Source organism: Flavobacterium sp. 103 (assembly GCF_003096795.1).
GTDB lineage: Bacteria > Bacteroidota > Bacteroidia > Flavobacteriales > Flavobacteriaceae > Flavobacterium.
On record NZ_QENX01000001.1, the window covers coordinates 3868239 to 3892641 of the forward strand.

Genomic DNA, 24403 nt, shown 5'->3' on the forward strand with positions numbered 1-24403 from the left:
TTCTCGGGAGGCTTTCAAATATATCTTTTAGATTATATCAAAATTATTCCTCCCCAATATGTGAAATCACATCCGCAATAATAATAGAAGAAATAATAATTGAATTGTACATTTTTTTCTGTTTTCAGGTGCAAATTTAAGTGTTTTTTTTTGATTTGCAAATTTTTTATACCTTTTTTGAAAGTCGTTAAAATTCTGAAGTCAGATATAGGTGTGGGTGAGGTTGGGCAAAATAAAATGTGCTGTTTTGTGTAGGCTTATGGTTGGGGAAACAGCTCTTTTAATTTTGCGAAGCGTTGGCATTTTGTCTGTCGGTTTGTTGTCGGTTGAGTCTTCTTTTAGGGTTGCACCTAACTTGTATATACACGAAACAATACTTCGTATATACATCTCCATATTGAGTGGATTAGCGAAGGTTTTGCGTGTTTTTTTATACAAAATCAAACTTACAAAATAGATTCAATTATTCACTATCTTTTCTTGCATTACTATTATCATAAAATAAAAAAGACGCCATCACAGCATCTCCTTATTTCCAATTCCTCCAGCTTACATTATAACCTCTATTCTTCAATCTCTCATAAAACCTGCCTTTTACGTAAATTCCCTATAAACCATAATACAATAAACCCTACTATTTCATACCATTTCATCCCTCAAAGATAAAACGGCAACTCCAGTAATAATGTAGGCTAAATTCAAATACTCCTGAATTAACAACTTTTACTCCCAAATTGACAAGTCATTGTCATAAAACAAAAAAAGATGCTGTAAAGCATCTTCTTGGTGGTATTGGATTTAGGTCAAATCTTATTTTTGGTTATTTATCTTTATTTATCTATCAATTTAAAAAACTCTGAAAGTTTTACATTTCTAGATACACAAATTTTATTTAAAGTATAAAGAGTTATTGTGTAGTTTTTATCATTAGAAATTCTTCGAGCAGTTTTTTCGTCAATATTATGATTTAAAGCAAACTCCGTTTTAGGTTGAATATCTCCAATCCACTCAGTTGCTATATAGTCACATATTTTCCTATTTAAATCACTCATAGTAACAAATTAACATAGTAATAATTAAAATTAATCGGACAGCTATCCGATTGTAAAAAAAAATTCTTATATTTGTTTTGAATTTTTATATTTGCGATTCTTCATATTAAAATATTTGAAGCATTCGCTTAGAATCTAGCTCTTGAAAACTGGTAATTTTTGCAACTAGATAATAAGTATGATGCTCACGCCCCATGGCGTGGGCTCACTTATTGTTGCACGGTATACCAGTACCTCAAGGGCAGTAAGCTGAGTTCCATGCCATTTTTTTGTCCATTATTTAGGCAAAACTCAACTTCAATTCTTAGCACAGCTTCCTTTTTTAAGTTTCGCAATACCATTATTTATAATGAATTAGTTGGGAAAGGCACTGCCAGCGTCTGGCTGCAACAGGCAACGGCAGTAGGCTTTCCTGTTTAAAAATCTTTTAAAAAATTGCCAATGAATTAAAAAAAACACAAAAAAAACTTTGTGCCTTAGTGGCATTACAAAAAAAATGGCCCTCTAACTCGTCGGCAAAACTAGACTAGAGGACCGTAGCTAAATTAACTAACGTTTCACTTAACCAACCCAATATTATGAATAATTTTTCATTATCTATGGGTGGAAGGGCTTTTTGTTTCCTGTTTTTAATGGGTAACATCCTGTCTTTTTCCCCTATACAAGCCAAAAATTCACTACGCCATAATCTAAGAACTGCTCAACAGTTTCAAGTTCAGGGAACTGTCACAGATGGTGGCAATCCTTTAGCTGGTGTAAGCATTTCGATAAAAGGGAAATCAATTGCCACCGTAACGGATTATAATGGTCATTACACCCTTTCTGCCTCACCACAAGACATTTTAGTTTTTTCGTATATCGGATACCGAACACAACAGGTTTCCGTGCAAGGGCGAACCACAATCAACATCAGCTTACAGGAAAACACGACCAAACTTCAGGAGGTGAAGATTAATGCGGGATATTATTCGGTAAAGAACAGCGAACGAACTGGTAGCATTTCCAAAATAACTACCAAAGACATCGAGAAACAACCTGTTACCAATGTATTGGCCACGATGCAGGGGCGTATGGCGGGAGTAGATATCACGCAAGACACAGGAACTCCCGGCGGTGGGTTTCAAATAAAGATACGAGGACTCAACAGTCTTCGTGAAGAAGGCAATGAGCCACTGTATATTATTGATGGCGTGCCGTATTCGTCGGAAGTCATCGGATACAGCAATACTACTAGTGGAATACCTACACCCACCAGTCCGTTAAACAGTATTAATCCCAACGATATTGAGAGCATAGAAGTCCTCAAAGATGCCGATGCAACGGCTATCTACGGTTCACGCGGTGCCAATGGTGTGGTACTGATTACCACCAAAAAAGGTAAGGCAGGAAAAACCAATGTAACAGTTTCTGCCTCCTCAGGAATTGGAAAAGTTACCAAAATGATAGACCTGATGGATACCCAGCAGTATCTGGAAATGAGAAGACAGGGTTTTGCCAATGATGGTGTTACTACATATCCCGATTGGGCGTATGACATTAATGGAACCTGGGATCAAAACCGTTATACCGATTGGCAGAAAGAACTTTTGGGCGGAACTGCGGTAATTACCAATATGCAGGCGTCTGTATCGGGCGGTTCCGATTTAACTCAATACCTGTTGAGTGGTACGTATCACACTGAAACAACGGTACTCCCGGGAGATTTTGAGTACGATAAAGCGGCTGTCCATTTTAGCATGAACCATAGGAGTGAAGATAAAAAGTTTAAACTCACTTTTTCAACAGGCTATACCGCCCAAGACAATGTACAGCCTGAAACCGATATTAGCCGCACTGCACGAAATCTGGCTCCAAATGCCCCCGTTTTATATGATGCCGACGGTAACCTGAATTTTGAAAACAGTACCTTTAGAAATCCATTGGCAGCACTTCGCGCCATCACCACTGCAAAAACAAATGATCTTATTGCCAATACCGTACTTAGCTATCAAATATCCCCCAGTTGGGAACTCAAGGCTAACTTAGGCTTAACGGATTTAAAGAATGCAGAACAGCGACTATTGCCTTCGACGATGTATGATCCTGCCTATGGATTGGGAAGTAACCGCTCATCGATGTTTTCCAACAATACTCAAAGAAAATCATGGATTGTGGAACCACAACTCCGCTGGAACCATGATTTTGGAATAAGTAAAATTGACATACTGGTGGGGGGTACTGCGCAGCAGCAAACTTCTTCAAGGCTGTACCAGTTCGGATATGGTTTTGCCAGCAACAGCCAGATTACAGATATAGCTTCTGCCACGCAAAAATCCATTTATGTAAGCGATGAAACTCTGTATAAATATCAAGCCTTTTTTGGGCGGCTCAATTACAATTGGGATCAAAAATACATTGTGAATATAACAGGAAGAAGGGACGGCTCCAGCCGATTTGGTCCAGGTAAGCAGTTTGCCGCTTTTGGAGCTGTGGGAGCCGCATGGCTGTTCTCGAAGGAAAATTTCCTCAAGGAAAACACCGTTTTTAGTTTTGGAAAGCTTAGAGCGAGTTATGGGAGTTCGGGCAGTGATCAAATAGGGGATTATCAGTATTTGGATACTTATACATCCTCTGGTCTAAACTATAATGGTGCCATCGGTTTGGATCCTACACGACTCTACAATCCGGATTTTAGTTGGGAAATCAATAAAAAATTGGAAGCTGCATTGGAAATGGGGCTTCTAAGTGATCGCATATTCTTTACGCTGGCTTGGTATCGAAATCGATCGTCCAATCAGCTGGTGGGAATTCCTTTGCCTGGCACCACTGGATTCAGCTCTATTAATGCCAATTTAAACGCGACCGTCCAAAATATGGGTCTGGAATTTACACTGCGAACCTTAAATTTTGAAAGTAGCAATTTTAAATGGACAACTAACTTTAATATCTCGGCTTCCCACAACAAACTGCTTTCTTTTCCGGGACTCGAAGGATCTACTTATTCTAATCGCTATGTTATCGGAGAATCTACAAGCATTGTAAAGACATATCAGTTAAATGGGGTCAATCCGCAAACCGGACTCTATGAAGTGGAAGATATCAATAAAGATGGAATGATTACTTCTTTGGAAGACAAAAAAAATATTGAGGATCTCACTCCAAAATATTTCGGAGGTTTAGAAAACCAGTTTCAATATGGAAATTGGCAATTGGATTTTCTTTTTCAATTTGTAAAACAGAAAAATTATGACTACAGTCCCAGCGTTCCTGGAGGAAGTTTCTTTAATCAGCATTCGGATATGACCAATGCATGGCAACATGCAGGCGATCAAGTTCCCTTTCAAATGAATACATCAGGTGAAAATGGGGATGCCGTAAATGCCTATTATAATTATCTGGACAGTAATGCCTCCATTGTAGATGCCTCTTTTATTCGATTAAAAAATGTTGCACTAAGTTATGACTTGCCACAACAGGCCATCAAAGGGGTGCACTGCAAAATCTCACTGCTGGGACAGAATGTGTTAACATTTACCCCATACAAAGGCGGTGATCCCGAATTTAAATATACTGCCTACCTGCCTCCGTTAAGAATAATCACGGCTGGCGTACAGCTTACTTTTTAACCTTAATACATACAGCCATGATATATATACTTATTATTTTTAAAAAGCTACTTCATAAAAGTGCTAAAGAATTGACTGCTAATAGTTGTTTGCTTATAGCGGTATGTCTAACACTAGCTGGCTGCGACAGCTTTGTGGAAGTGGATCTTCCTGCTTCACAACTGACAGCCAAAACCGTGTTCGAAGATGCAGGAACTGCTAATGCCGCAATGGCGGGTTTGTATGCCAAAATGAGAGATGGCGGCTTGTTAAATGGAAATTCAAATGGTGTTTCCTGTAATCTTGGCCTCTACGCCGATGAATTTGACTACTACTACGCATATGACGTAAGCAATTTTTATACCAATTCGCTATTTCCTGGTGAACTAGGTGTAAACGATATCTGGAACAAGAGTTACAGCCAGATTTATAGCGCCAATGCAGTTCTTGAAGGATTGGATAATTCCATATCCATTGCCGAAGCCAATAAAAAACAGTTGCAAGGGGAAGCTATCTTTGTGAGGGCATTGCTTCATTTTTATCTGTTAAATCTCTATGGCGATATTCCTTATATCACCACAACGGATTATCTGCTGAACAGCAAAGTGTCCAGAATGCCAGCCGATAAAATCTACAGCCTAATTCTGATGGACCTGAACAAAGCTGTTGAATTACTATCAGAGGATTATGTTTCGCCTGAGCGCATTCTTCCCAACCGAAGTACTGCTAAAGCACTTTTGGCAAGGGTCTATTTGTATATGGGAATGTATCCTGAAGCATCCAATGCCGCCTCTTCTGTGATTAATAATCCACTCTATAGCTGGGAAACGGATTTGGATAAAATCTTTCTAAAAGGAAGCAGTACTACAATCTGGCAATTTATGCCTAACACCTCCGACAGTAATACTGCAGAGGGTAGTCTGTACATTTTTACTTCTGGTCCACCACCGGTCGTGGGACTTAAACCGGAGTTTGTAAATGCTTTTGAGCAGGGTGATCAGAGAAAAACGCATTGGACAACCGAAGTAACTGATGGAGTCTCCACGTGGTACCATGCCTCTAAATATAAACAACAATCGACGACCCCGAGTTCAGTGGAATATTCCATAGTGTTTCGTTTAGCGGAACTATATTTGATTCGAGCCGAGGCCAGAGTTTATCAGGGCGATCTGATTGGGGCGAAGGAGGATCTAAATCGGATTAGAACAACGGCAGGACTTAACCCTACAAATGCTGTGACAGCCGAGGATATTAAAACCGATATTCTTAATCAGAGGCGTTTTGAATTGTTTACTGAATTTGGGCAACGTTTTTTTGATTTAAAACGAACTGGAAAACTGGACGAAATACTATCTGTATCCAAACCGGGATGGAATACTACTGATAGTTTGTGGCCATTACCTGCTCTTGAATTGAATTCCAATCCAAATCTTAATCCACAAAACCCGGGATATTAAAATCATTATGAAAGCAATACTAATAATAAGAAAAAAAATTGACTTCGAAATTTTGAGTTTAGTATTGGCTACACTTCTTTTGTTACTGTCCTGTCCCTGTATGGGGCAGGTACAACGAAAGAAGGCATTAACCGAGAACGATTACCAGAGATGGGGAACACTAGAAGTAAAAGCCATTTCTGACCAAGGGAAATGGGCAAGTTATGCGATGCGTTACGAAAACCACAGTGATACTTTATTTGTGCAGAACATCGCTAAAAATAAAAGCTATGTTTTCCCAAAAGGAAATGACGGTCGTTTTGGAGGGGAACAACTCTTTGCTTTTCTAGCTCCCGATTCAAAACTAAAAGTAATGGAGCTGCCCACAGGCAAAATTGCGGTATATGATAATGTTAAGCGGTATGAGCTGGCAAAGGATGGCCAATATATAATCACCCTGAATAAAGGATACGGTGAAAGATGCCTGATGCAGATACGCAACTCTAACGGGAAGGTAATTGACAGTATCGAAGGTATCTCTGAATATGCGTTAAATGCAGATAAGGATGCAATTATGTATACTTCGAGTCAAAAGGATTATAGCGAGCTAGGGATTATTCATTTTGCTCGCTATTCACATACTGCTATTTCAAAAGCAAACGGCAGTCACTTTTTTAACTTGATGTGGGCTAAGGACTCTAAATCGGTGGCTTTTTTACGGGAGACAGATTCAGCTACTAAGGAAGTTACCGTGAATTATTATAGAATTGCTGATAAAAAGCTCTTCTCACTGGATTATGCCTCTAAAGCGGATTCAAAGAATATGGAAGTTTTTAAAAGGACCACATATGCCATTTCCGACGATGGAAAAAAAGTATTTTTTATGGTAGCCAAAAAGAAGGATCCTAATGCAGAAAAACCGGATGTGCCTGAAATTTGGCACGGCAACGACAAATGGCTTTATGCAGACAGACAACGGCAGCAGACTGAGGGTGATATTCCCAAAATAGCTCTCTGGTATCCTGATACGGGTTTGTATTTACAGATCAGCGATGACGAGCTGCCGTCCATTATGTTGAGCGGACAACAGGGGTATGCTGTTTTATACAATAAATTTTCCTATGGCCTGCAATCCAAGTATTATGAGGAAGCGGATTTTTACCTAACCGATCTAAAGAATGGTTCCAAAGAGCTGATACTGAAAAAGCAATCCGTTGATTTGAACCAGATGGGCTTTGATCCTTTCAGCAACAGAATACTGTATTATCGGGAAAGTAATTGGTGGATGTATGATCCTGTGGAAAAAACACATACCAACCTGACTAAAAAAGTTACAACTCACTGGGACAACTATAATACTTCTGATGCTCCCCATCAATTTGGAGCCTATGGCAATCCGGGCTGGACCAATGATGGAAAGAATGTTTTATTGTATGATGCCAATGATATCTGGCTGGTGGCTATCGATGGTTCTTCTTCCAAGCGATTAACCAGAGGATACGAGAAAAACATAGTTTACAGGATAACTCCCATTGAATATGACTGGCGATCACAGAGTAACTATGATGGAAGGAACCCCACCATTTTTGATCTATCCAAAGACCTGCTGCTCGAAGCCACCAATAGAGAAAACTGGTCAACGGGATATTTTATTTACAATGATAAATCGAAAGAACAACCCATAGTATATGAAGCTAGTAAAATAGATGAAATCCGTAAGAGTAAAAACAGTGCTTATATCTTCCAGACTCAAACTTTCAATCAGTCGCCGCGATTGGAATTCAGAAGGAAAAACCAGACCGCTTCCAAAATTTTATTTCAGTCCAACAAACAGCAAAAAGAGTATTCTTTTGGGAAATCAGAATTACTGTATTACTACAATAGTAAAGGTCAAAAACTAAAAGCGGCGCTGTTCTATCCTGCCCATTATAACCCAACAAAAAAATATCCAATGGTAGTCCATATCTATGATGTAATGTCTGATGAACTTCATCAGTATGTCAATCCCAGCTTCTTGAATCGGGAGGGTTTTAATGTAACCAATTATACGCTCAATGGTTATTTTGTGCTGATGCCCGATATCATCTACCAGATGGGTAATCCTGGAAGTTCGGCCGTTGATTGTGTAACAGCCGGAGTCAATGCGGTTACAGGCAAAGGATTGGTGGATAAAGATAAGATCGGTTTGTTCGGGCATTCTTTCGGGGGTTATGAAACCAATTTCATCATATCGCAGACCAATATTTTTAAAGCCGCCGTTTCCGGAGCCGGAGTGAGCGACATCATTTCTTATTACTTTAATATCAGCAGGAATGGTTATTTTCAGTCTGATATGTGGCGATTTGAAAATCAGCAGTTCCGCATTGGAAAATCGCTGTATGAAGATAAGGAAGCATATGTCAGCAACTCACCCATTATGCACGCCGAAAACGTAAAAATCCCGCTGTTGCTATGGGCAGGTAAAAATGACAGGATTATTCCGTGGAATCAAAGCATTGCCTTTTATCTAGCGCTTCGAAAATTGGGAGTTTCAACCCAGATGCTCGTTTATCCTGACGAAGACCATTCACTAGAGAATCCAGAAAACCAGAAGAATCTCAGTCAGCGAATGATGGAATGGTTTGATTATTGGATGAAAGGGGAAGCTGAATTTAAAGCAGTATCAAAAGAAACGGAATAGGGAATAAACATAAAAAAATAATGCAGTTTTTCAAAAAAAAACTGCATTATCTTCATTGAAAAATGATTTTACTAATTGCGGTGCAATTGTTGGTTACAAGAAGTTTTACTGCCACCATAGGCGATATTACCACCGCTGAGACAGGCAGGGCCATTACCTGGAGCACAGTTAACATCAGGAACTTCCTGACAGTCGTTCACTGATGGATTGTGAATAAAAGCCGGAATCAATACATCGGCTTTACTTACTTCTGAAGTGTTAGTACTTACTGCACCAGCACTGGCCAGAGCAAATGCTGCAATTGGCAGCACAAACGCTCTTAAAATGGTTGTTTTCATAATATTAAAATTTAAATTAATAGAATTTTGATCTACTCTTTTCTACAGGTTTTCGATCGTTACTCCTGTCACCGGCCGGTATCTTTCAATAATATTTATACTTTACTAAATTTTGGATTGGATTCTTTTCCCGTATCCGTATTTCAGTATATAATGTCCCGAAAGGATATACATCGCTGAATCGCCAGCGAAAAAGTTTTTCATTCGCCCCGCTTCTTCATCATACACGTAAAAACTCAAAAGATAAGTCTGTTTTGACAAATCATAAACGTCAACTACAGAAGCATACTTCCACACATCAATCTCTTCATATTTGCCTCGTAACAGGGAATTAACGAAAAGTAAGTTACCCCGTACTGTTGTGTGACGATTAACCATATACGGTGGTGCTGCCAATTTTATGTCCCCGGATTGTTTTATTTTTACCACTTCTAATTTTGCTTTAGTAGTAGTGTCAATGGTATTGGCGCGATGCTCAACGGTTAGGTTTTCCTTTGTAATAATATATTGGTTGCGATAGTAGTAAGTGTAAATCAGTTTATGCAATGTGGCGCTATATTGTAGTGTACCATCGGTATCAAAAATTCCTTCCATCTGTTTTTGCAACACCTGTGGATTGTATTTGATTTTTGGATTCTCATAGTTGTTGGCAATCCCCAGAATATTTTCTCCTGTTGGAGGTTTTTGGGTTCGAAAAGCCAGTTGCTTATCATTGATAAAGACTATATCTGAAAAATAGAATTGTTTTTCCATCATTACTTTGGCTTTCCAGTGGGAAATCAAACCTCTGTAAATGACAGGAACCGTCCCATCAATTACATAGAAATATGGAGCGTTAATCCGAATCTCGACTGCCTTAAAATTAAAATTCTCACGGTCAAGTTGTATAGTATGCTTCTTTTTACTTTTTAAATTGGAATCAATTTCAAGAATCTGTAAAGGAGCCAAACGATTGGCTAAATAAATTTTATTTTTATTAGTACCAGCAACATAATAAGATGTATTTCTTAAATCAATGCTGCCTACTTTGGCAGCCGTAGCCTGTGGAAAGCGTCTAATAAAAGGGTTTTCCTTTTGCATAATATCTTCTGAGAAGAGAAATAATCCTGTTATTACCAAAACGCTTCCTAAAACTAACAAGGATAGTCGAATCAGAATGCGGTTATTCATGGATCGCAATAAAATGGCGAATATTGCCAAAAACAGGAATGCCAGATTAAAAATAAGATGTTCTTTCCATCCTAACTTTTCCAAAATACCACCGCATGAACAGGGAATAAAATAACTGAAGTGCAGTATGATAACTATATAAGTAGTAAACATACTCATCAAGGCTACTGCAGCACATAAAGCAAAATATCTAAATCTAGGGACACTCAGTAGAACTGCTATAATCAGTTCCAGAACAATTACTGTAATAGACACAAAATCTGCAAAGGGACTTAAAAGGGGAGACTGTCCCAACTGAGCCTGAAAGTTTTCAAAATCCAATAGTTTACTGACTGCTGCATAGACAAAAAGTATAATATAGAGCAAACAAGTAAACTCTAAAAACAAGTTCTGTATTTTGATATTAAATCTCATAGCTTCATAGATTTTAGTTCTACAAAGCAAAATTCTGAATTCAAAAGCCAAAACACTTGTCTTATTGGGAGCAAAACTTGTCCAAAACGGATAAGGTTTGAAAAGCTAAAATTTAATCTTCCGGTACAGAAGTAGAACCGGTTTCATTTCGCTTTATTTCATATGGAGAAAAACCAAATCGTTTTTTAAAGGATTTTGAAAAATTGGGATAATCGTTAAAGCCATTCATCACCGATATATTTTTCAAAGGTATCGTAGTGTGTTCAATCATAAAATAAGCTCTTTTCAAACGCTCATCATTATAAAACTGGTAAATACTGGTCTTAAAAAAATGACGAAAGCCATCTTTTAATTTATGTTCATTAGTACCAAATTCAGATGAAAGCACTTTTAGCGATGGAAGCGGTTCTTCAAGGTGTGACAATATATAGTCATAAAGTTTTTGAATCAATAGTGCATCAGCTTTTCGAGTTTTAAAATATTTCTCGTTTTCATTTTCGTACATCAAAGGACGATAAGAATCTTTACGTGCAGGAGTAACAAAATTTAATATAATTTCCGAACTATTAACTAACCTTCCAATAGTACAGGAAACAGAAACAGGCAAATGTTCATTAGGTGTAAAATCTAAAGCAATAGTTGTAGGCAATGAAACATTTGCATCGAGTACATCATGAAGTTGTTGCAAAGAAACTGTAGTAATAATGCCCGCCAAAGGCAGGTCTATCAATTCGGATTCCGAATAACCTAAAAAATAAGCAATTTCAGGAGTAAAGCTCTTGATTGAAAAAGAGACATCTAAAACAAGTGTACTTTGAGCTATAAATTGAAGTTTTCTATGGGCATTAACATAGCCGACATTAAAAATCGACTCTTTCATTTCTTCCGCAACCATATTAATTAAAACAACAAGCGTTTCCAATTCTTCATCATTGGAACTTAAGGGAATGCGACTGTTAAAATTGCCACGTGCCATCTCAAATAGCATTTGATGAATGGTAACAATACGTTCTTCGTTGTATGCTTTTTTCATAAGATTCAACTCTTAATTCTTCTTTTAATAAACTAAATCCTAAACAAACCTTTTCAGATAAACCAAAGCATCATCTTCTTTAGTGAAAATTTGAGTAGGTACAGAAGGCTTACTAATCTCTACATAAAAAGTGCTAATAATTAAGGAAACTTTTTCATGTACAATAAGCGCTACTGCTTTTGTCAATATGGAGCCCGATTGTGCCAAATGATCTCTTCCAGCTTTCTCAGTTGCAACGATACCTCGAATATCACATAGAATAGGATAAGACCTTTCATTTTGAAAATGAATTCTATCAGTTACAACACACTGGGCTACCTTAAGATCAATAATAGTATTGGGCTTATATTCAAAAAAAAGAATACCATCGGTTATCCAAAACCGCGCAAAATCATTCTCATAAAAATCATGTGCTGCAATCATGTTCTATGAATTAAAGTTTTATAATTTAACAAAAATATAAACATTTATTAAAATGGTAGTTGTTCATTTGGGATTATTTGTTGCTTTTTGTAGTATTTGTTGTTAATTCGGGAATTTGACTTGTCAATTTGGGAGTATTGAAGAAGTAGTTGAAATAACTTTCATTTTTTTTATGAAATTTATGACTCTATTTTAATAAACCACCAAAAAAGAAGTAACCAATGGCAAAAATCAAACACAACAACTTTATCGATACTGTGGATGAAGTTTTTTCGGAAGCAAAGAAAGAAGGCATACTGCACTTATATGCAGAAGACAAGGTTTTAACGGGCAGGACAATCCAGATCAAGGGAAAGGAAATGTTACATTTCGGAACAACAGGATATCTGGGTTTGGAACAGGACGACAGACTTAAAGAAGCTGCTATTCAAGCCATACGTAATTATGGTACACAATTCCCTCTTTCAAAATCATATATTTCACATCCATTATATAGTGAATTGGAAAGTAAAATCGAACAAATGTATGGTATACCACCTATTATAACCAAGAACAGTACATTGGGGCATTTAGCTATTATCCCAACGCTCATTAGAGATGAGGATGCAGTAATAATAGATCACCAGGTCCACTGGAGTGTGCAAAATGCTTGTCAACTTTTAAAACTGCGAGGAATTCCGGTAGAAATGATCAGACACAGCAATTTGGATATGTTGGAAGATAAAATAAAACAACTAAGTACTAAATGCAACAAAATTTGGTATATGGCCGATGGAGTATATTCCATGTTTGGGGATTATGCACCCATACCTGAATTATTGGCTTTAACTCAAAAATATACACAGCTAAATCTTTATTTTGATGATGTTCATGGAATGAGTTGGAAAGGCAAAAACGGTACTGGTTTTATTTTTGATGCTATCAAAGAATTACCTGAAAATTGCATTGTAGTGAGTACACTAAGTAAAACCTTTGGAGCCAGTGGGGCAACATTATTTTGCAAGAATCAAAAATTGAGAGACAAAATCAAAAATTTTGGAGGACCCTTAACTTTTTCCGCTCAGTTAGAACCAGCGTCAGTTGCAGCAGCAATTGCCTCTGCAGACATACATTTATCTCCTGAAATACAATTGAAACAAAAAGATTTGGCGGATAAAATTTTCCACTTCAATCAATTATTGACATTAGGAAGTCTTCCAATAATTTCAAAAAATGATTCACCAGTTTTCTTTTTAGGAATGGGTACACCCGCAACTGCTTATAACTTTTCGAAACGTTTATTCAAGGAAGGATTTTTTCTAAATTTGGGGATTTATCCTGCCGTACCAATCAAGAATACCGGAATTAGAATTACGCTATCCAGTCACAATCAGCAACAGGACATTACAGCCTTGTCCGAAGCGTTGGAATTCCATTTTCCTAAAGCGTTGGAAGAAACAAACAACAGTGAAAACAAAATCAGACAGGCTTTTGGAATTGACAGTAAAAAAGTAGAAAAGATTGTCGACTCAAATAATCAGCAACTTTTTATTGAAGAAAAAAATACCATTCAAGATATCGAAAAATCAGAATGGAATCAATACATGGGAAAACAAAATATTTTCGATTGGGAAGGACTGGTTTATTTAGAGAATGCATTCAGCCAGCATCCAGACCCGACAAACCAATGGGATTTTTATTATTACACTATTAAAGATAATAAAGGTGATACAATACTTATGACCTTTTTTACTTATGCCCTTTGGAAAGACGATATGTTGGCAACTGAATCTGTCTCCATCCATTTGGAAGAAATTAGAAAAACCAATCCCTTATACCTCACTTCAAGAGTATTGAATATGGGGACTCTATTTACTGAAGGTAAACACTGTTTCATCAATCAGGAACATCCTTTAGCAGAAAAGGCATTGAAAGCACTATTGGATAAATTAGAAGAAAAATACAATGCCTTAAATGCCGACATGTTAGTATTGAGAGATTTCGAAAAAGACAATTGCTTCAACAAAACAATTGTAGATCAAGGATATTTTAAAATAGACATGCCTGAATCTTGTGTAGTTCAAAACCATGTTTGGCATACCTACGAAGAGTTTACAGAAACATTATCTCCGCGTTCCCGTAAACATTTTAGTAAAGAGATAGAACCTTATGAAAAGTACTATGATGTTACAATAAAAGATAAATTGAGCAAATCAGAAATAGAAAGAGCATACCAACTCTACAACAATGTAAAAGACAATAATTACGCTATCAATACATTTCGATATTCTCAAGAAGTTTTCGAAAACATGAATGAAAGTCCAAACTGGGAGTTCATATTATTAGCATTGAAAATAGATAATGAAAATCCATTTGTAGGAGTTATGTTTTGCTACAAAAATAATAATCACACCTATGTCCCGGAATTAATAGGGATGGACTATAAATGGGCTAAAGAATACCAACTCTACAGGCAACTGTTATTTCAAACCATAAAAAGAGCTAATGCACTGCAGTTTCAAAAAATAGATTTTGGAGTATCAGCTTCCTTTGAAAAAAGAAAATTAGGAGCCCAAATAATTCCAAAAGTAGCCTATGTTCAGGCAAGAGACAATTACGCGATGGAAGTTATGAATACTTTGCAAAATGATTACAAATCAATTGCAAAATGACGAAGGCATATTGACAACTAATATTAAAAAGATGTTTGAAAAAGCAATTGAATCATTTAATACTGTCTGTAATGAAATTTTAGAGGCAAACGAAACAATGCAAAATAAGGCTTGCAATGGAATTGTATTGTGTAATAAAACATTAACGAACTTAAAAGAGATAGTCGATAAAAATGACTTCAACACTGTTCCAGAGGAGATTGATTTTTTCAAAAATATCAAACCCGTTCCTATGAGTTTATTGATTTATTTCACCGAAGTACGCTCCTGTGAATTAAGAATGCCTAAGGCGGGCAACACTTATAAGGTCCAATTCCTCCAAAAAGAACTGCGAAAAATCAATAAGTTTTTTTACAGAAATGCCGATTTTGTGCATTATATGGAACAAGGATACTGTTACCTAGACCATCAATTCTTTACCAGAAACCATCGGGATAATTTTCCTTTTACCCCCATGACAGATTACTACCAGTTTCCCGAATTTTCAACATCACAAGACATGCTTTGGGCAAAAGTAAAGGCAATGTACCGATTCATTCACTACATCCGGCAAGCACTAAAAAGACTAAAAGTCGATGATTCCGAAATATTTGAAGAAAAAAAACACAAAGTATTGGTATGGACAGGGCCAAAAACAGCTTTAACAGAATTGATTTATGCATTGTTTTCTAATGGGACAATCAATCATGGTGCTGCAGATATTAATACGATAACAGCATCTTTTGAAGATTTTTTTAACATCAAACTAGATAACATCTATAAAACCTATACCGAAATCAAAGCCCGTAAAAGCAGTAAGACAAAATTTCTAGAAGAATTAACGCTAAACTTACAGCAAAAAATGTCGAGAGAAGACCAAGAGTAAAGTCGTAACTACGAAAGCGCACAAGCAGTAAATCCATATTTAAAAGGATATACTGCTTTTTTTTATGCTAGAACTAATCAAAGAATAATTCTCTATAAAAATAAGGTTTTTACCGATTTTGAATGTTAATTTTTTTCGTACTACGAAAGCCATTGGGATAAAATCCAATAATTACCACTAAATTTTGTGGAAATGAGACTGACCGGTATCGATCTAGGAGGGGATTCGTGGTTCACTCATTTTTCATGACAGAATCACTTAAATAATTGAGGCCTAAAAAGAGAATATTTTAAATCGAATAAGAAATCATCATTTTTTAGAGAATTATTTTTCAGTAAAACCAAGGCTTTAAGAATTTTAAATGTTAAAAATTTTCAGTACTACGAAAGCCATTGGGATAAAATCTAACAAAAGCTACTGAATTTTGTAAAAGCATATTAAACAGTATCTGTATCTGGAAGAATTGCTACATACTGCGTATTGAACCTAAAATATTGATTATGAATGTTGATAGAATAGAATTTATGGCTTGGATGGAGCGAATAATCGAGAGGTTCGACATCCTTATGGAATTGGTAAGCGGGGCTAAAAATCAAAGTACTATTATTGATGGAGAAGAGCTGCTGGACAATCAGGATATTTTGCAGATGTTGAAGATAAGTGCACGATCACTTCAGCGTTACCGCTCTTCTGGCAAGTTGCCCTATTATACAATTAGTGGAAAAATTTATTATAAGCTCTCAGATGTGCACCAGTTCATCAGAGAAAGCTTTACTGCTTCCATGCCCAAAGTAAAAGTCAATGGGTGACAAATAGTGCAAATAAATGACATTTAGTACAAAACAGTGGAAGGTTCTTTTACTTTCGATATCGAACTTAAATATTTCAAATTATGAGCGAACAAACTTTAGATAAACCGCAATCTCCCGAACAATTATCCGAGATATTACTGGTACTGGATAAAGAGAAAAAAAAAATTCAGGCTGTAAAGGGAATCGATGAAAATGGCAAGCTGGAAACCGTTGACCCTACAAAGAAGAACCAGAACCAGTTTATGCGGGTTGATAAGCAGGGTGATTTCTTTTCCAACTTCTTCTCTAATTTCTTCAGCCAGTTGAAGAACCCTACCAATTTCTCGTTCTTCAAAGTCCCTGTACCATTGGCTATTAATATGGCAAAAGAAATGCAAAAACAGTTAGATCATCCAACATTTGAAGGAGAACAACTAATGAAGCAACACGAAGTGAAAACTGAACTAGATAAAAATAATAAACAAGAAAATAAAAATAGTATGGAAACAAAACAGACAACATCGGAAACAAGCGAGTACCGCTATAAACCGGAACAGATTGATTGGGAAACAATGAACAATCTCGGACTGAACAAAGAAAAACTTGAAAAGATGAACCTCCTTGATCCTTTACTGAGAGGTTTTAAAACCAATGAGCTAGTGCCTGTAAGCCTTAATCTCGGCACAGCTGTTACCCGTATGGATGCACGGCTGTCTCTGCAACAAAATGATGAAGGGGCGGTTGTGGTTGCCATTCATGGTATCCGCAAAGAACCTAACCTGAATTTTCCTTTTTTCGGTCACGAGTTCACTAAGGAAGATAAAGACAACCTGCTTCAGGCAGGCAATATGGGTCGTGTAGTCAATCTGACCAATCCAAAAACGAATGAGAGCATTCCATCCATTGTCAGCGTGGACAGGCTTACCAATGAGCTTGTAGCACTGCGAACAGACAAAATCAAAATCCCTGATGAGATCAAAGGCGTGAAACTAGATGATGTACAAAAGCAAATCCTAATGGAAGGCAAACCACTTTATATAGAAGGAATGACTTCCAAAAAAGGAACTGCGTTTGATGCAACCGTACAATTCAATGCTGATAAACATTTTGTAGAGTTCCTGTTTGACAGGGGTAACTCCAATAAGCAGATGCAAGGTAATCAGCAAGCCCAATCGCAGGAAGTTCCGAAAACCTTTAGGGACAAAGAGCTGGATAAGGGGCAATATCAGAAATTCAAAGACGGACAAACTGTTTATGTCAGCGGATTGGTAGATAAGAAAGGTAAGGAATATAATGGTTACATCACCTTTAACAAGGAAACCAATAAAACAGATTTCTCTTTTCAAAATCCGAATAAGGTTAAAGAGCAGGCGAAGCCCACCGAAGCATACAAAACACAGACAGCTGTTAATTCAGAAGGTAAAACCAATGAAGCAACCAAGAATATCAAAGAGCCTTTGAAATCAGGCCAAAAAAATCCCGACAGTAAGGAACAGCAGGAACAACAAGAAGCAGCTCAAGCACCTGCCAAATCCAAAGGGCGTAAAATGTAATTACCTAAATACATTCATTGCGAAAAACTCTGGACTGCGTTACTTAATAAACTTAAAAAGCATTGATTATGAATAAACTAATGATAGATGGACAACAATCTGTGGAAAAAAACTCTAATCTACTATTATTAGTAGATATGGATAAAGTAGATAAGATAGTACTCGGAATGAAGGGAGTTGGAAAATATGATGAATATGAAACGGCAGAAGTAAAAAAGGAAAATCATAGAGAGTTTAAAAGGTTTGATAAGAATGATAATTTTCTTCTCTACTTTCTTATGGATTTTTTTGCAAATATGCATAATCCAACACGTTATAAACTTTTCATTGTGCCAGAATCAAAAGCAGTTGAATTAGCAAAGGAAATTCAAATTATTATCAATAATCCTTACAAGGAAGGTGGATTATTGTTGAAGAAATATGAGTTACAGACAGAACAATTACAAAAGCAATTGCTGTCTGAACAGGAAAAGCTACAGACACCAATGAAATCAAGTGGAAGAAAAATATAGTCACGTGAAATTTAAAAATGCCAAAGGTATTTTATGTGACAAATAGAATAAAAAGATACATATGAAAATAGTAATTGCAGAAAAACCAAGTGTAGCCAAGGAAATAGCAGGCCTGTTGGGAGCATCTGAAAAGAAGGATGGCTACCTGACAGGCAACGGCTATTATGTTACCTGGGCTTTTGGACATTTAGTAGGATTGGGTATGCCGGAAGATTACGGCATTTCTGGATTTCAGAAATCATGCCTGCCGATACTGCCCAATCCTTTTTTATTGACAATACGTAAAATAAAAAAAGATAAAGGCTATACGACAGATATAGGTGCATTAAAGCAACTGAAAGTAATAGAACAGCTCATTGGCCTTAGTGAAAAGATTATCGTAGCAACCGATGCCGGACGTGAGGGTGAATTAATATTCCGTTACATCTATGAATATCTGAAATGCAACAAACCGTTTGAACGCCTTTGGATTAGTTCGCTAACCGAAAAGGCAATCAAGCAGGGTTTTGACAACCTGAAACCCGGTAACGATTTTGATGGATTATTTCAAGCAGCGCAAGGCAGGAGCCGTGCTGATTGGCTGGTGGGCATCAATTCTTCGCAGGCACTGTCAATTGCCGCAGGCAACGGCATTTATTCGCTCGGAAGAGTGCAGACACCTACACTTGCTTTAATATGTAGGCGTTATCAGGAAAACAGAAATTTTTCGGTGCAACAATACTGGCAGATACAGTTGTCCCATACAAAAGAGTTCATAGATTTTAAAAGCCTTTCCAAAACCAAATGGGAAGACAAAAAACTGGCAGAAGATACGTTGAAGTCCATCCAAAGAAACAGCAATATTTCTACTGTTACGTCAGTAGAAATCAAAACTGTAACGGAGCAACCGCCTTTGTTGTTTGATCTGACAGGCTTGCAAAAAGAAGCTAACAAGACATTGAACCTGTCTGCTGAAGAAACTTTGAATATAGCCCAAAGCCTGTATGAAAAGAAATTTATTACTTACCCGCGTACCGGAAGTAAATACATTCCGGAAGATATGTGGGCAGAAATCCCTAATCTTATCAGGGCTTTGCAAGATATGGGAGTCTTCAAGCAAGCAGTAACCAAAGTGAAATGGGGACATTTCAATAAACGTATAGTGAATGATCTTCGTGTTACAGATCATCATGGTCTGCTGATTACGGACAAAATCCCTTCGGCTTTATCGGCAAGGGAAAATGCAGTTTACAATATGATTGCCTTTCGACTACTGGAAGCAATTTCACAAGCTTGTACAAAAGAGATTACCGATATTACTTTACAGGTTTTGCATTATGATTTTGGTCTGAAAGGTTGCAAGATATTGGAGCCAGGCTGGCATTTCATCAAAGGCAGTTTCTCTGATAATGATGCCGAACCTCTGCAGGAACTACCCGAACTGAAAAAAGGTGATGAACTCAAAATCAAAGATGCTTCGGTTCTGGAAAAGAAAACCAGACCACCTGTGCTTTATACTGAGGCCGGACTTTTATCGGCTATGGAAACTGCTGGAAAGGAGATTGAAAATGAAGAGGAACGAAAAGCAATGCAAAACATAGGTATTGGTACACCAGCCACAAGAGCCACCATTATTGAAACCCTGTTTAGCCGTAACTATATTCAAAGGGAAAATAAATCCCTGATACCTACCGGTAAAGGATTACAGGTCTATGAACTTATAAAAGATAAAAAGATTGCGGACGTAGCGATGACTGCAGAATGGGAGTTGACTTTGCAGAAAATTGAAAACAACGAAAGTAATGCAGATGATTTCCAAAAAGAAATGGAAAACTATGCAGCATTAATTACCAATGAATTATTGCAAACTGCCATTGCACAAGAAAATCGGGCTATGCTTGACTGTCCCAAATGCAAAAATAGGCAACTGATTATAAGGGATAAAATTGTCAAATGTCCTGATGAGAACTGTAATTGGGTACAATTTCGAAATGTGTGTGGTGTACAAATCAGTATAGCCGATATAGAATGCATTGTCAACAAAGGAAAAACTTCTCTCATCAAAGGGATGAAAAGCAAATCCGGAAAGAAATTCGATGCCTATATCGTATTAAATGAGAAAGCCGAAAGCTCTTTTGAATTTGAAAAATCTAAACTTCCGAAGAAATAATGAGTGATTCTATCATTACCCGTCAGGAAATTGAGAACCGAATTTATACTATAAGAGGACAACAGGTTATGCTCGACAGTGATCTCGCAAGGATTTATCAGGTAGAAACCAAAGTCTTTAATCAGACTGTAAAGCGTAATACAGACCGCTTTCCTGAATCCTTTTGTTTTCAATTGACACAGGATGAATTTGATGCAATTAACTTGAGGTCACAATTTGTGACCTCAAGTTTGAATTACGGGGGAAGACGTTATCTGCCTTATGTTTTTTCCGAACAAGGAATTGCGATGCTTTCAGCTGTACTCCGTAGCAATATTGCCATAAAAGTAAGCATCGAGATAATGAATGCCTTTGTGGAAATGCGCAAGATACTTGTTAATAACGCAGCCTTGTTTCATCGACTGAATAAGATAGAACTGAAACAGATAGATGCAGACCAGAAATTTGAAGAAATCTTTAAGGCACTGGAAAGCGGAAAGTTGTACAGTGAAAAGGGCATTTTCTATAATGGGCAAATTTTTGATGCCTATGCTTTTGTCTCTGATATTATTCGTAGTGCCCAAAGTTCCATTATCCTTATTGATAATTATGTGGACGATACTGTGCTAACCTTGTTGGGTAAGAGAAATAGTGATGTTACCGTAACAATCTATACTAAAAGCATAAGTAATCAGTTACTGATGGATGTGAAACGATACAACAGTCAATATCCCCCGGTTGAAGTTGAAATTTTTTCTAATGCGCATGACCGTTTTCTAATCATTGATAATACCGAACTCTATCATATCGGAGCATCATTAAAAGACTTGGGTAAAAAATGGTTTGCATTTTCAAGAATGGATATTGAGGTTGGCAGGATGCTCCAAATTTTGAATAAACAATAAACCCTCTGAAAAATTCAAAGGGCATATTTTATCAGATCAATCCCAGTGTTAAATCGGCATCAGATACAAACACGACTACAATCAAATATTATTTAATCCTAATTCTTTTAAAAATTCATTGTGTCGATCTGTACTCTTCTTTATGCTTTCATTAATTGAAGTCAATTTTTTGTTTACCTCTTTTAAATCAATTTTTATTTCGTCAAGTGATGTACTCACATATCTTGAAATATTCAGATTATACCCATTCTTTTCAATTTCTTCCATAGAAACCCTACGAGCATATCTTTCTATGTTTTCTGGACGATATTTATATGTATCTATGATATCTTGAATGTCATTGGGTTCATCACCATCTCCTTCTCTTAATGTATTTTGTCGCTTTCCTTTTTCATAACGTTCACTGGCATTGATGAATAAAACATCATCTTGTTTTTTGCATTTTTTCAATACTAAAATACAAACAGGAATGCCCGTTGAATAGAAGAGATTAGAAGGTAAACCAATTACGGTATCAATATGATTGTCTTTTAACAATTTAGTACGAATTCTTTCTTCTGCACCACCACGGAATAAAACACCGTGTGGTAATATGATTGCCATTGTGCCTTCTTTTCCTAAAAAGTGAAAACCGTGTAATAAAAATGCAAAATCTGCTGCTGATTTTGGGGCTAAACCATAACTTTTAAAACGGAAATCATCTGCTAAAGTATCGTTTGGTTCCCAACGCAAACTAAAGGGGGGATTGGCAACAATTGCATCAAACTCTATCTTTTTTGTTGGATTCATTTCATTTAGTAAATCCCATTGATTGAGTAACGTGTCCCCATGAAATATTTCAAACTCGGTATCTTTCATACCGTGCAATAACATATTCATTCTAGCAAGGTTGTAGGTGGTGATATTTTTTTCTTGTCCGAATATTTTACCAATACTACCACCGTTATCCTTAATTCTCGTTCTAACATTCAACAATAAAGAACCTGAACCACAAGCAAAATCCAATACTTTGTCCAATTTATTTTTCTTACCCATTGTTGGGTCTTGGCTGTCTAAGGTTACAATTTCAGATAAGATGGTTGAAATTTGTTGTGGCGTATAAAACTCTCCTGCTTTTTTACCTGAACCTGCTGCAAACTGACCAATCAAGTACTCATAAGCATCACCGAGAGTATCGGAATCAGCAGAAAAATCGGCTATTCCTTCTGAAATCTTCTGAATAATAGTACAGAGTTTTTTGTTTCTTTCATTAGAAGTCTTACCTAATTTTTCAGAATTCAAATTAATTTCAGAAAACAAACCTTGAAAAGCACTTTCAAACGATTCGTTTTCAATATATCTGAAACCATTCTCCAGAGTTACTAATAAATCTGCATTTTGTGTACGTGCCAATTCGGTGATGTTACTCCACAGATGATGAGGCTCAATAACATAATGCACTTTACGGCGCATTTGTTTTTCAAAGTCTTCAATATCATTAGGGTTTTCTTTATACCAAATTTCTAAAGGAGTATTAACTTTTAGCCTAGACATAACATCCTTTGGAGTATCGTCTGGGTAATCTTTTCCTAATTCCTTTTTTGCTGATTCTTCGTAATTGAAAGATAAATATCTAAGGAATAGAAATGAAAGCATATAATCACGGAAATCATCTGCATTCATCGCACCTCTTAAATTATCTGCTATATCCCAAAGGGTTTTACCTAGTTGCTGTTGTTCTTTTTGAGTCATTGACTTGTTTTTATATTATGCTAATATTTCAGGTAATTGGAATTCGAATTTCTCCAAAAACGCATTCAATATTCTATTAAATAATTCTTTGTTATCTTCATTCATTTCAACAGGTTGGTATATTGAATATTTTCCGTGGCTTAATAAATTTAAGGCACGTGAAAAAAGTACTTCATCTTCTATACCATATATACATTTGGAAAATTCATCATACCCAAAAAAAGTTGAAGTCTTTTCTAATATGCTACGTAACATATTAAAATGATATGTATTTACTTTTTGTGTAGTTGATACTTTTTTTAATTCAGTTAACAAAGCAACGTGATGAAAAAACGGGGTGTCATCAGTAGCCCTTAATATATAACCCTCTGAGCTATTTTTATGTAAAAAGTGACTTTTATGTTCAATATTTCTTAGTTCATTATACATTACATTAAAAAATAATGAATGGTGGGATGAAATTACAACTTTTACTTTGTCCTTTCCTTTTTTTAATAATTGAGCTAAATCGCTAGCTACAGCTATAGTGTTATTGTCATCCAATGAAGAAATTGGGTCATCAATATATATGTTTTTAACCCAACTATACGACTCAGCATCGTCAATGGTTAACTCACATATAGCAAGAAAAATGCACCAAATAAAAATATTTTCTTCTCCTCTTGATACTTTAATATGGTCTTGAATTATGTACTCTAATTCTTCTGTTTCAGGCTTGTATCTCGGATTTTTAACTTGCTTACTAAAAACAATAGTCCAATTTTCATAATCAATTCTAAAATCAAAATCAGCATATCGTTCCAGAAAAGCGAATATTTTTTCTTCGAGTGCTAATTCTCTGAATCCTTCAAAAAATCTTGAATTTCTATTAATCATCAAATGTCTTTCAGTATCGTTTTCAAGGTCATTATTCCAATGGAAAAGATCTTCTGTGAAAGCATTATAATAGAGTGTGTCAGTTACAGGGTTTTTCTTTCGCTTTTTACTTTGGTCTTTAAACTCCATTGACAGGCGAGTTTTACCCGTTCCATTGTAGGCAAATAACAATACAAAATGATGGTTGTTTAAATCATCTCTTAACCTAACCGCTACATTTCTTAATGTCTTGTATTTAAAAATTTTTATATTGCCACTCAT

General features: G+C 36.4%; 18 protein-coding genes. 10 read left to right on the top strand and 8 right to left on the bottom strand.

Annotated features, from left to right (window positions below):
• Positions 1–201: 201 nt before the first annotated feature.
• Positions 202–396: a hypothetical protein gene (locus C8C85_RS18500; RefSeq protein ID WP_124020634.1), complete on the bottom strand. Its 195-nt coding sequence runs from the start codon at positions 394–396 to the stop codon at positions 202–204.
• Between the two features lie 434 nt (positions 397–830).
• Positions 831–1052: a helix-turn-helix domain-containing protein gene (locus tag C8C85_RS16360; protein WP_111410147.1), complete on the bottom strand. Its 222-nt coding sequence runs from the start codon at positions 1050–1052 to the stop codon at positions 831–833.
• A 578-nt stretch (positions 1053–1630) separates the two neighbouring features.
• On the opposite strand from C8C85_RS16360, the gene C8C85_RS16365 reads away from it, so the two are divergent.
• From C8C85_RS16365 to C8C85_RS16375, 3 genes are read left to right on the top strand one after another with little or no spacing between them, the layout of a single operon-like run.
• Positions 1631–4657 (top strand): SusC/RagA family TonB-linked outer membrane protein, encoded by a 3027-nt coding sequence (locus tag C8C85_RS16365; RefSeq protein WP_111410148.1) that lies wholly within the window; start codon positions 1631–1633, stop codon positions 4655–4657.
• A gap of 17 nt (positions 4658–4674) precedes the next feature.
• Entirely contained in the window at positions 4675–6093 is a 1419-nt protein-coding gene (locus C8C85_RS16370; protein WP_111410149.1) for a RagB/SusD family nutrient uptake outer membrane protein, read from the top strand.
• Positions 6094–6100: 7 nt separating this feature from the next.
• Positions 6101–8752 carry an alpha/beta hydrolase family protein gene (locus C8C85_RS16375; protein WP_111410150.1) on the top strand — a complete coding sequence of 884 codons (2652 nt, stop codon included), beginning with the start codon at positions 6101–6103 and terminating at the stop codon, positions 8750–8752.
• A gap of 71 nt (positions 8753–8823) precedes the next feature.
• Here the strand turns inward: C8C85_RS16375 and C8C85_RS16380 are convergent, their stop codons facing one another.
• From C8C85_RS16380 to C8C85_RS16395, 4 genes are all read right to left on the bottom strand, one after another.
• The gene (locus C8C85_RS16380) at positions 8824–9063 is read right to left on the bottom strand and encodes a hypothetical protein (protein ID WP_124020635.1); all 240 of its coding nucleotides are present in this window, start codon (positions 9061–9063) and stop codon (positions 8824–8826) included.
• 132 nt (positions 9064–9195) lie between these two features.
• A complete protein-coding gene (locus tag C8C85_RS16385) occupies positions 9196–10674 on the bottom strand; it encodes a MauE/DoxX family redox-associated membrane protein (protein WP_124020636.1) in 1479 nt (492 codons plus the stop codon).
• A 112-nt stretch (positions 10675–10786) separates the two neighbouring features.
• Complete coding sequence (locus C8C85_RS16390) at positions 10787–11707, bottom strand: helix-turn-helix domain-containing protein (RefSeq protein ID WP_111410152.1); 921 nt, start codon at positions 11705–11707, stop codon at positions 10787–10789.
• Positions 11708–11746: 39 nt separating this feature from the next.
• A complete protein-coding gene (locus C8C85_RS16395) occupies positions 11747–12130 on the bottom strand; it encodes a hypothetical protein (protein WP_111410153.1) in 384 nt (127 codons plus the stop codon).
• Positions 12131–12351: 221 nt separating this feature from the next.
• Here C8C85_RS16395 and C8C85_RS16400 point away from each other — a divergent pair, with 221 nt between their 5' ends.
• The 7 genes from C8C85_RS16400 (at position 12352) to C8C85_RS16430 (ending at position 21535) form a co-directional block, all read left to right on the top strand.
• Positions 12352–14781 carry an aminotransferase class I/II-fold pyridoxal phosphate-dependent enzyme gene (locus C8C85_RS16400; RefSeq protein ID WP_111410154.1) on the top strand — a complete coding sequence of 810 codons (2430 nt, stop codon included), beginning with the start codon at positions 12352–12354 and terminating at the stop codon, positions 14779–14781.
• Positions 14756–15646: an RteC domain-containing protein gene (locus C8C85_RS16405; protein WP_243412124.1), complete on the top strand. Its 891-nt coding sequence runs from the start codon at positions 14756–14758 to the stop codon at positions 15644–15646. The genes C8C85_RS16400 and C8C85_RS16405 overlap by 26 nt, the downstream gene beginning before the upstream one ends.
• Positions 15647–16146: 500 nt before the next feature.
• Positions 16147–16455, top strand: coding sequence for a helix-turn-helix domain-containing protein (locus C8C85_RS16410; RefSeq protein ID WP_111410155.1), 309 nt, complete (start codon positions 16147–16149; stop codon positions 16453–16455).
• Positions 16456–16538: 83 nt separating this feature from the next.
• The gene (locus C8C85_RS16415; RefSeq protein ID WP_116798008.1) at positions 16539–17990 is read left to right on the top strand and encodes a DUF3945 domain-containing protein; all 1452 of its coding nucleotides are present in this window, start codon (positions 16539–16541) and stop codon (positions 17988–17990) included.
• 68 nt (positions 17991–18058) lie between these two features.
• Positions 18059–18502 (top strand): hypothetical protein, encoded by a 444-nt coding sequence (locus C8C85_RS16420; RefSeq protein ID WP_111410157.1) that lies wholly within the window; start codon positions 18059–18061, stop codon positions 18500–18502.
• A 61-nt stretch (positions 18503–18563) separates the two neighbouring features.
• Positions 18564–20651 (top strand): type IA DNA topoisomerase, encoded by a 2088-nt coding sequence (locus tag C8C85_RS16425; RefSeq protein ID WP_111410158.1) that lies wholly within the window; start codon positions 18564–18566, stop codon positions 20649–20651.
• Complete coding sequence (locus C8C85_RS16430; RefSeq protein WP_111410159.1) at positions 20651–21535, top strand: ORF6N domain-containing protein; 885 nt, start codon at positions 20651–20653, stop codon at positions 21533–21535. The genes C8C85_RS16425 and C8C85_RS16430 overlap by 1 nt, the downstream gene beginning before the upstream one ends.
• Positions 21536–21616: 81 nt before the next feature.
• Here C8C85_RS16430 and C8C85_RS16435 read toward each other — a convergent pair whose 3' ends face one another.
• Together C8C85_RS16435 and C8C85_RS16440 are read right to left on the bottom strand one after the other, a co-directional pair.
• Complete coding sequence (locus C8C85_RS16435; RefSeq protein ID WP_111410160.1) at positions 21617–23266, bottom strand: type I restriction-modification system subunit M; 1650 nt, start codon at positions 23264–23266, stop codon at positions 21617–21619.
• A 15-nt stretch (positions 23267–23281) separates the two neighbouring features.
• Positions 23282–24403 (bottom strand): AAA family ATPase, encoded by a 1122-nt coding sequence (locus tag C8C85_RS16440; RefSeq protein ID WP_111410161.1) that lies wholly within the window; start codon positions 24401–24403, stop codon positions 23282–23284.

Coding starts and splice junctions, on each gene's coding strand:
- C8C85_RS16410 (WP_111410155.1), top strand. CDS start 16,147: ATGAATGTTGATAGAATAGAATTTATGGCTTGGATGGAGCGAATAATC.
- C8C85_RS16365 (WP_111410148.1), top strand. CDS start 1,631: ATGAATAATTTTTCATTATCTATGGGTGGAAGGGCTTTTTGTTTCCTG.
- C8C85_RS16370 (WP_111410149.1), top strand. CDS start 4,675: ATGATATATATACTTATTATTTTTAAAAAGCTACTTCATAAAAGTGCT.
- C8C85_RS16390 (WP_111410152.1), bottom strand. CDS start 11,707: ATGAAAAAAGCATACAACGAAGAACGTATTGTTACCATTCATCAAATG.
- C8C85_RS16395 (WP_111410153.1), bottom strand. CDS start 12,130: ATGATTGCAGCACATGATTTTTATGAGAATGATTTTGCGCGGTTTTGG.
- C8C85_RS16405 (WP_243412124.1), top strand. CDS start 14,756: ATGATTACAAATCAATTGCAAAATGACGAAGGCATATTGACAACTAAT.
- C8C85_RS16420 (WP_111410157.1), top strand. CDS start 18,059: ATGAATAAACTAATGATAGATGGACAACAATCTGTGGAAAAAAACTCT.
- C8C85_RS16375 (WP_111410150.1), top strand. CDS start 6,101: ATGAAAGCAATACTAATAATAAGAAAAAAAATTGACTTCGAAATTTTG.
- C8C85_RS16440 (WP_111410161.1), bottom strand. CDS start 24,403: ATGAGTGGCAATATAAAAATTTTTAAATACAAGACATTAAGAAATGTA.
- C8C85_RS16430 (WP_111410159.1), top strand. CDS start 20,651: ATGAGTGATTCTATCATTACCCGTCAGGAAATTGAGAACCGAATTTAT.
- C8C85_RS18500 (WP_124020634.1), bottom strand. CDS start 396: ATGGAGATGTATATACGAAGTATTGTTTCGTGTATATACAAGTTAGGT.
- C8C85_RS16415 (WP_116798008.1), top strand. CDS start 16,539: ATGAGCGAACAAACTTTAGATAAACCGCAATCTCCCGAACAATTATCC.
- C8C85_RS16435 (WP_111410160.1), bottom strand. CDS start 23,266: ATGACTCAAAAAGAACAACAGCAACTAGGTAAAACCCTTTGGGATATA.
- C8C85_RS16385 (WP_124020636.1), bottom strand. CDS start 10,674: ATGAGATTTAATATCAAAATACAGAACTTGTTTTTAGAGTTTACTTGT.
- C8C85_RS16425 (WP_111410158.1), top strand. CDS start 18,564: ATGAAAATAGTAATTGCAGAAAAACCAAGTGTAGCCAAGGAAATAGCA.
- C8C85_RS16360 (WP_111410147.1), bottom strand. CDS start 1,052: ATGAGTGATTTAAATAGGAAAATATGTGACTATATAGCAACTGAGTGG.
- C8C85_RS16400 (WP_111410154.1), top strand. CDS start 12,352: ATGGCAAAAATCAAACACAACAACTTTATCGATACTGTGGATGAAGTT.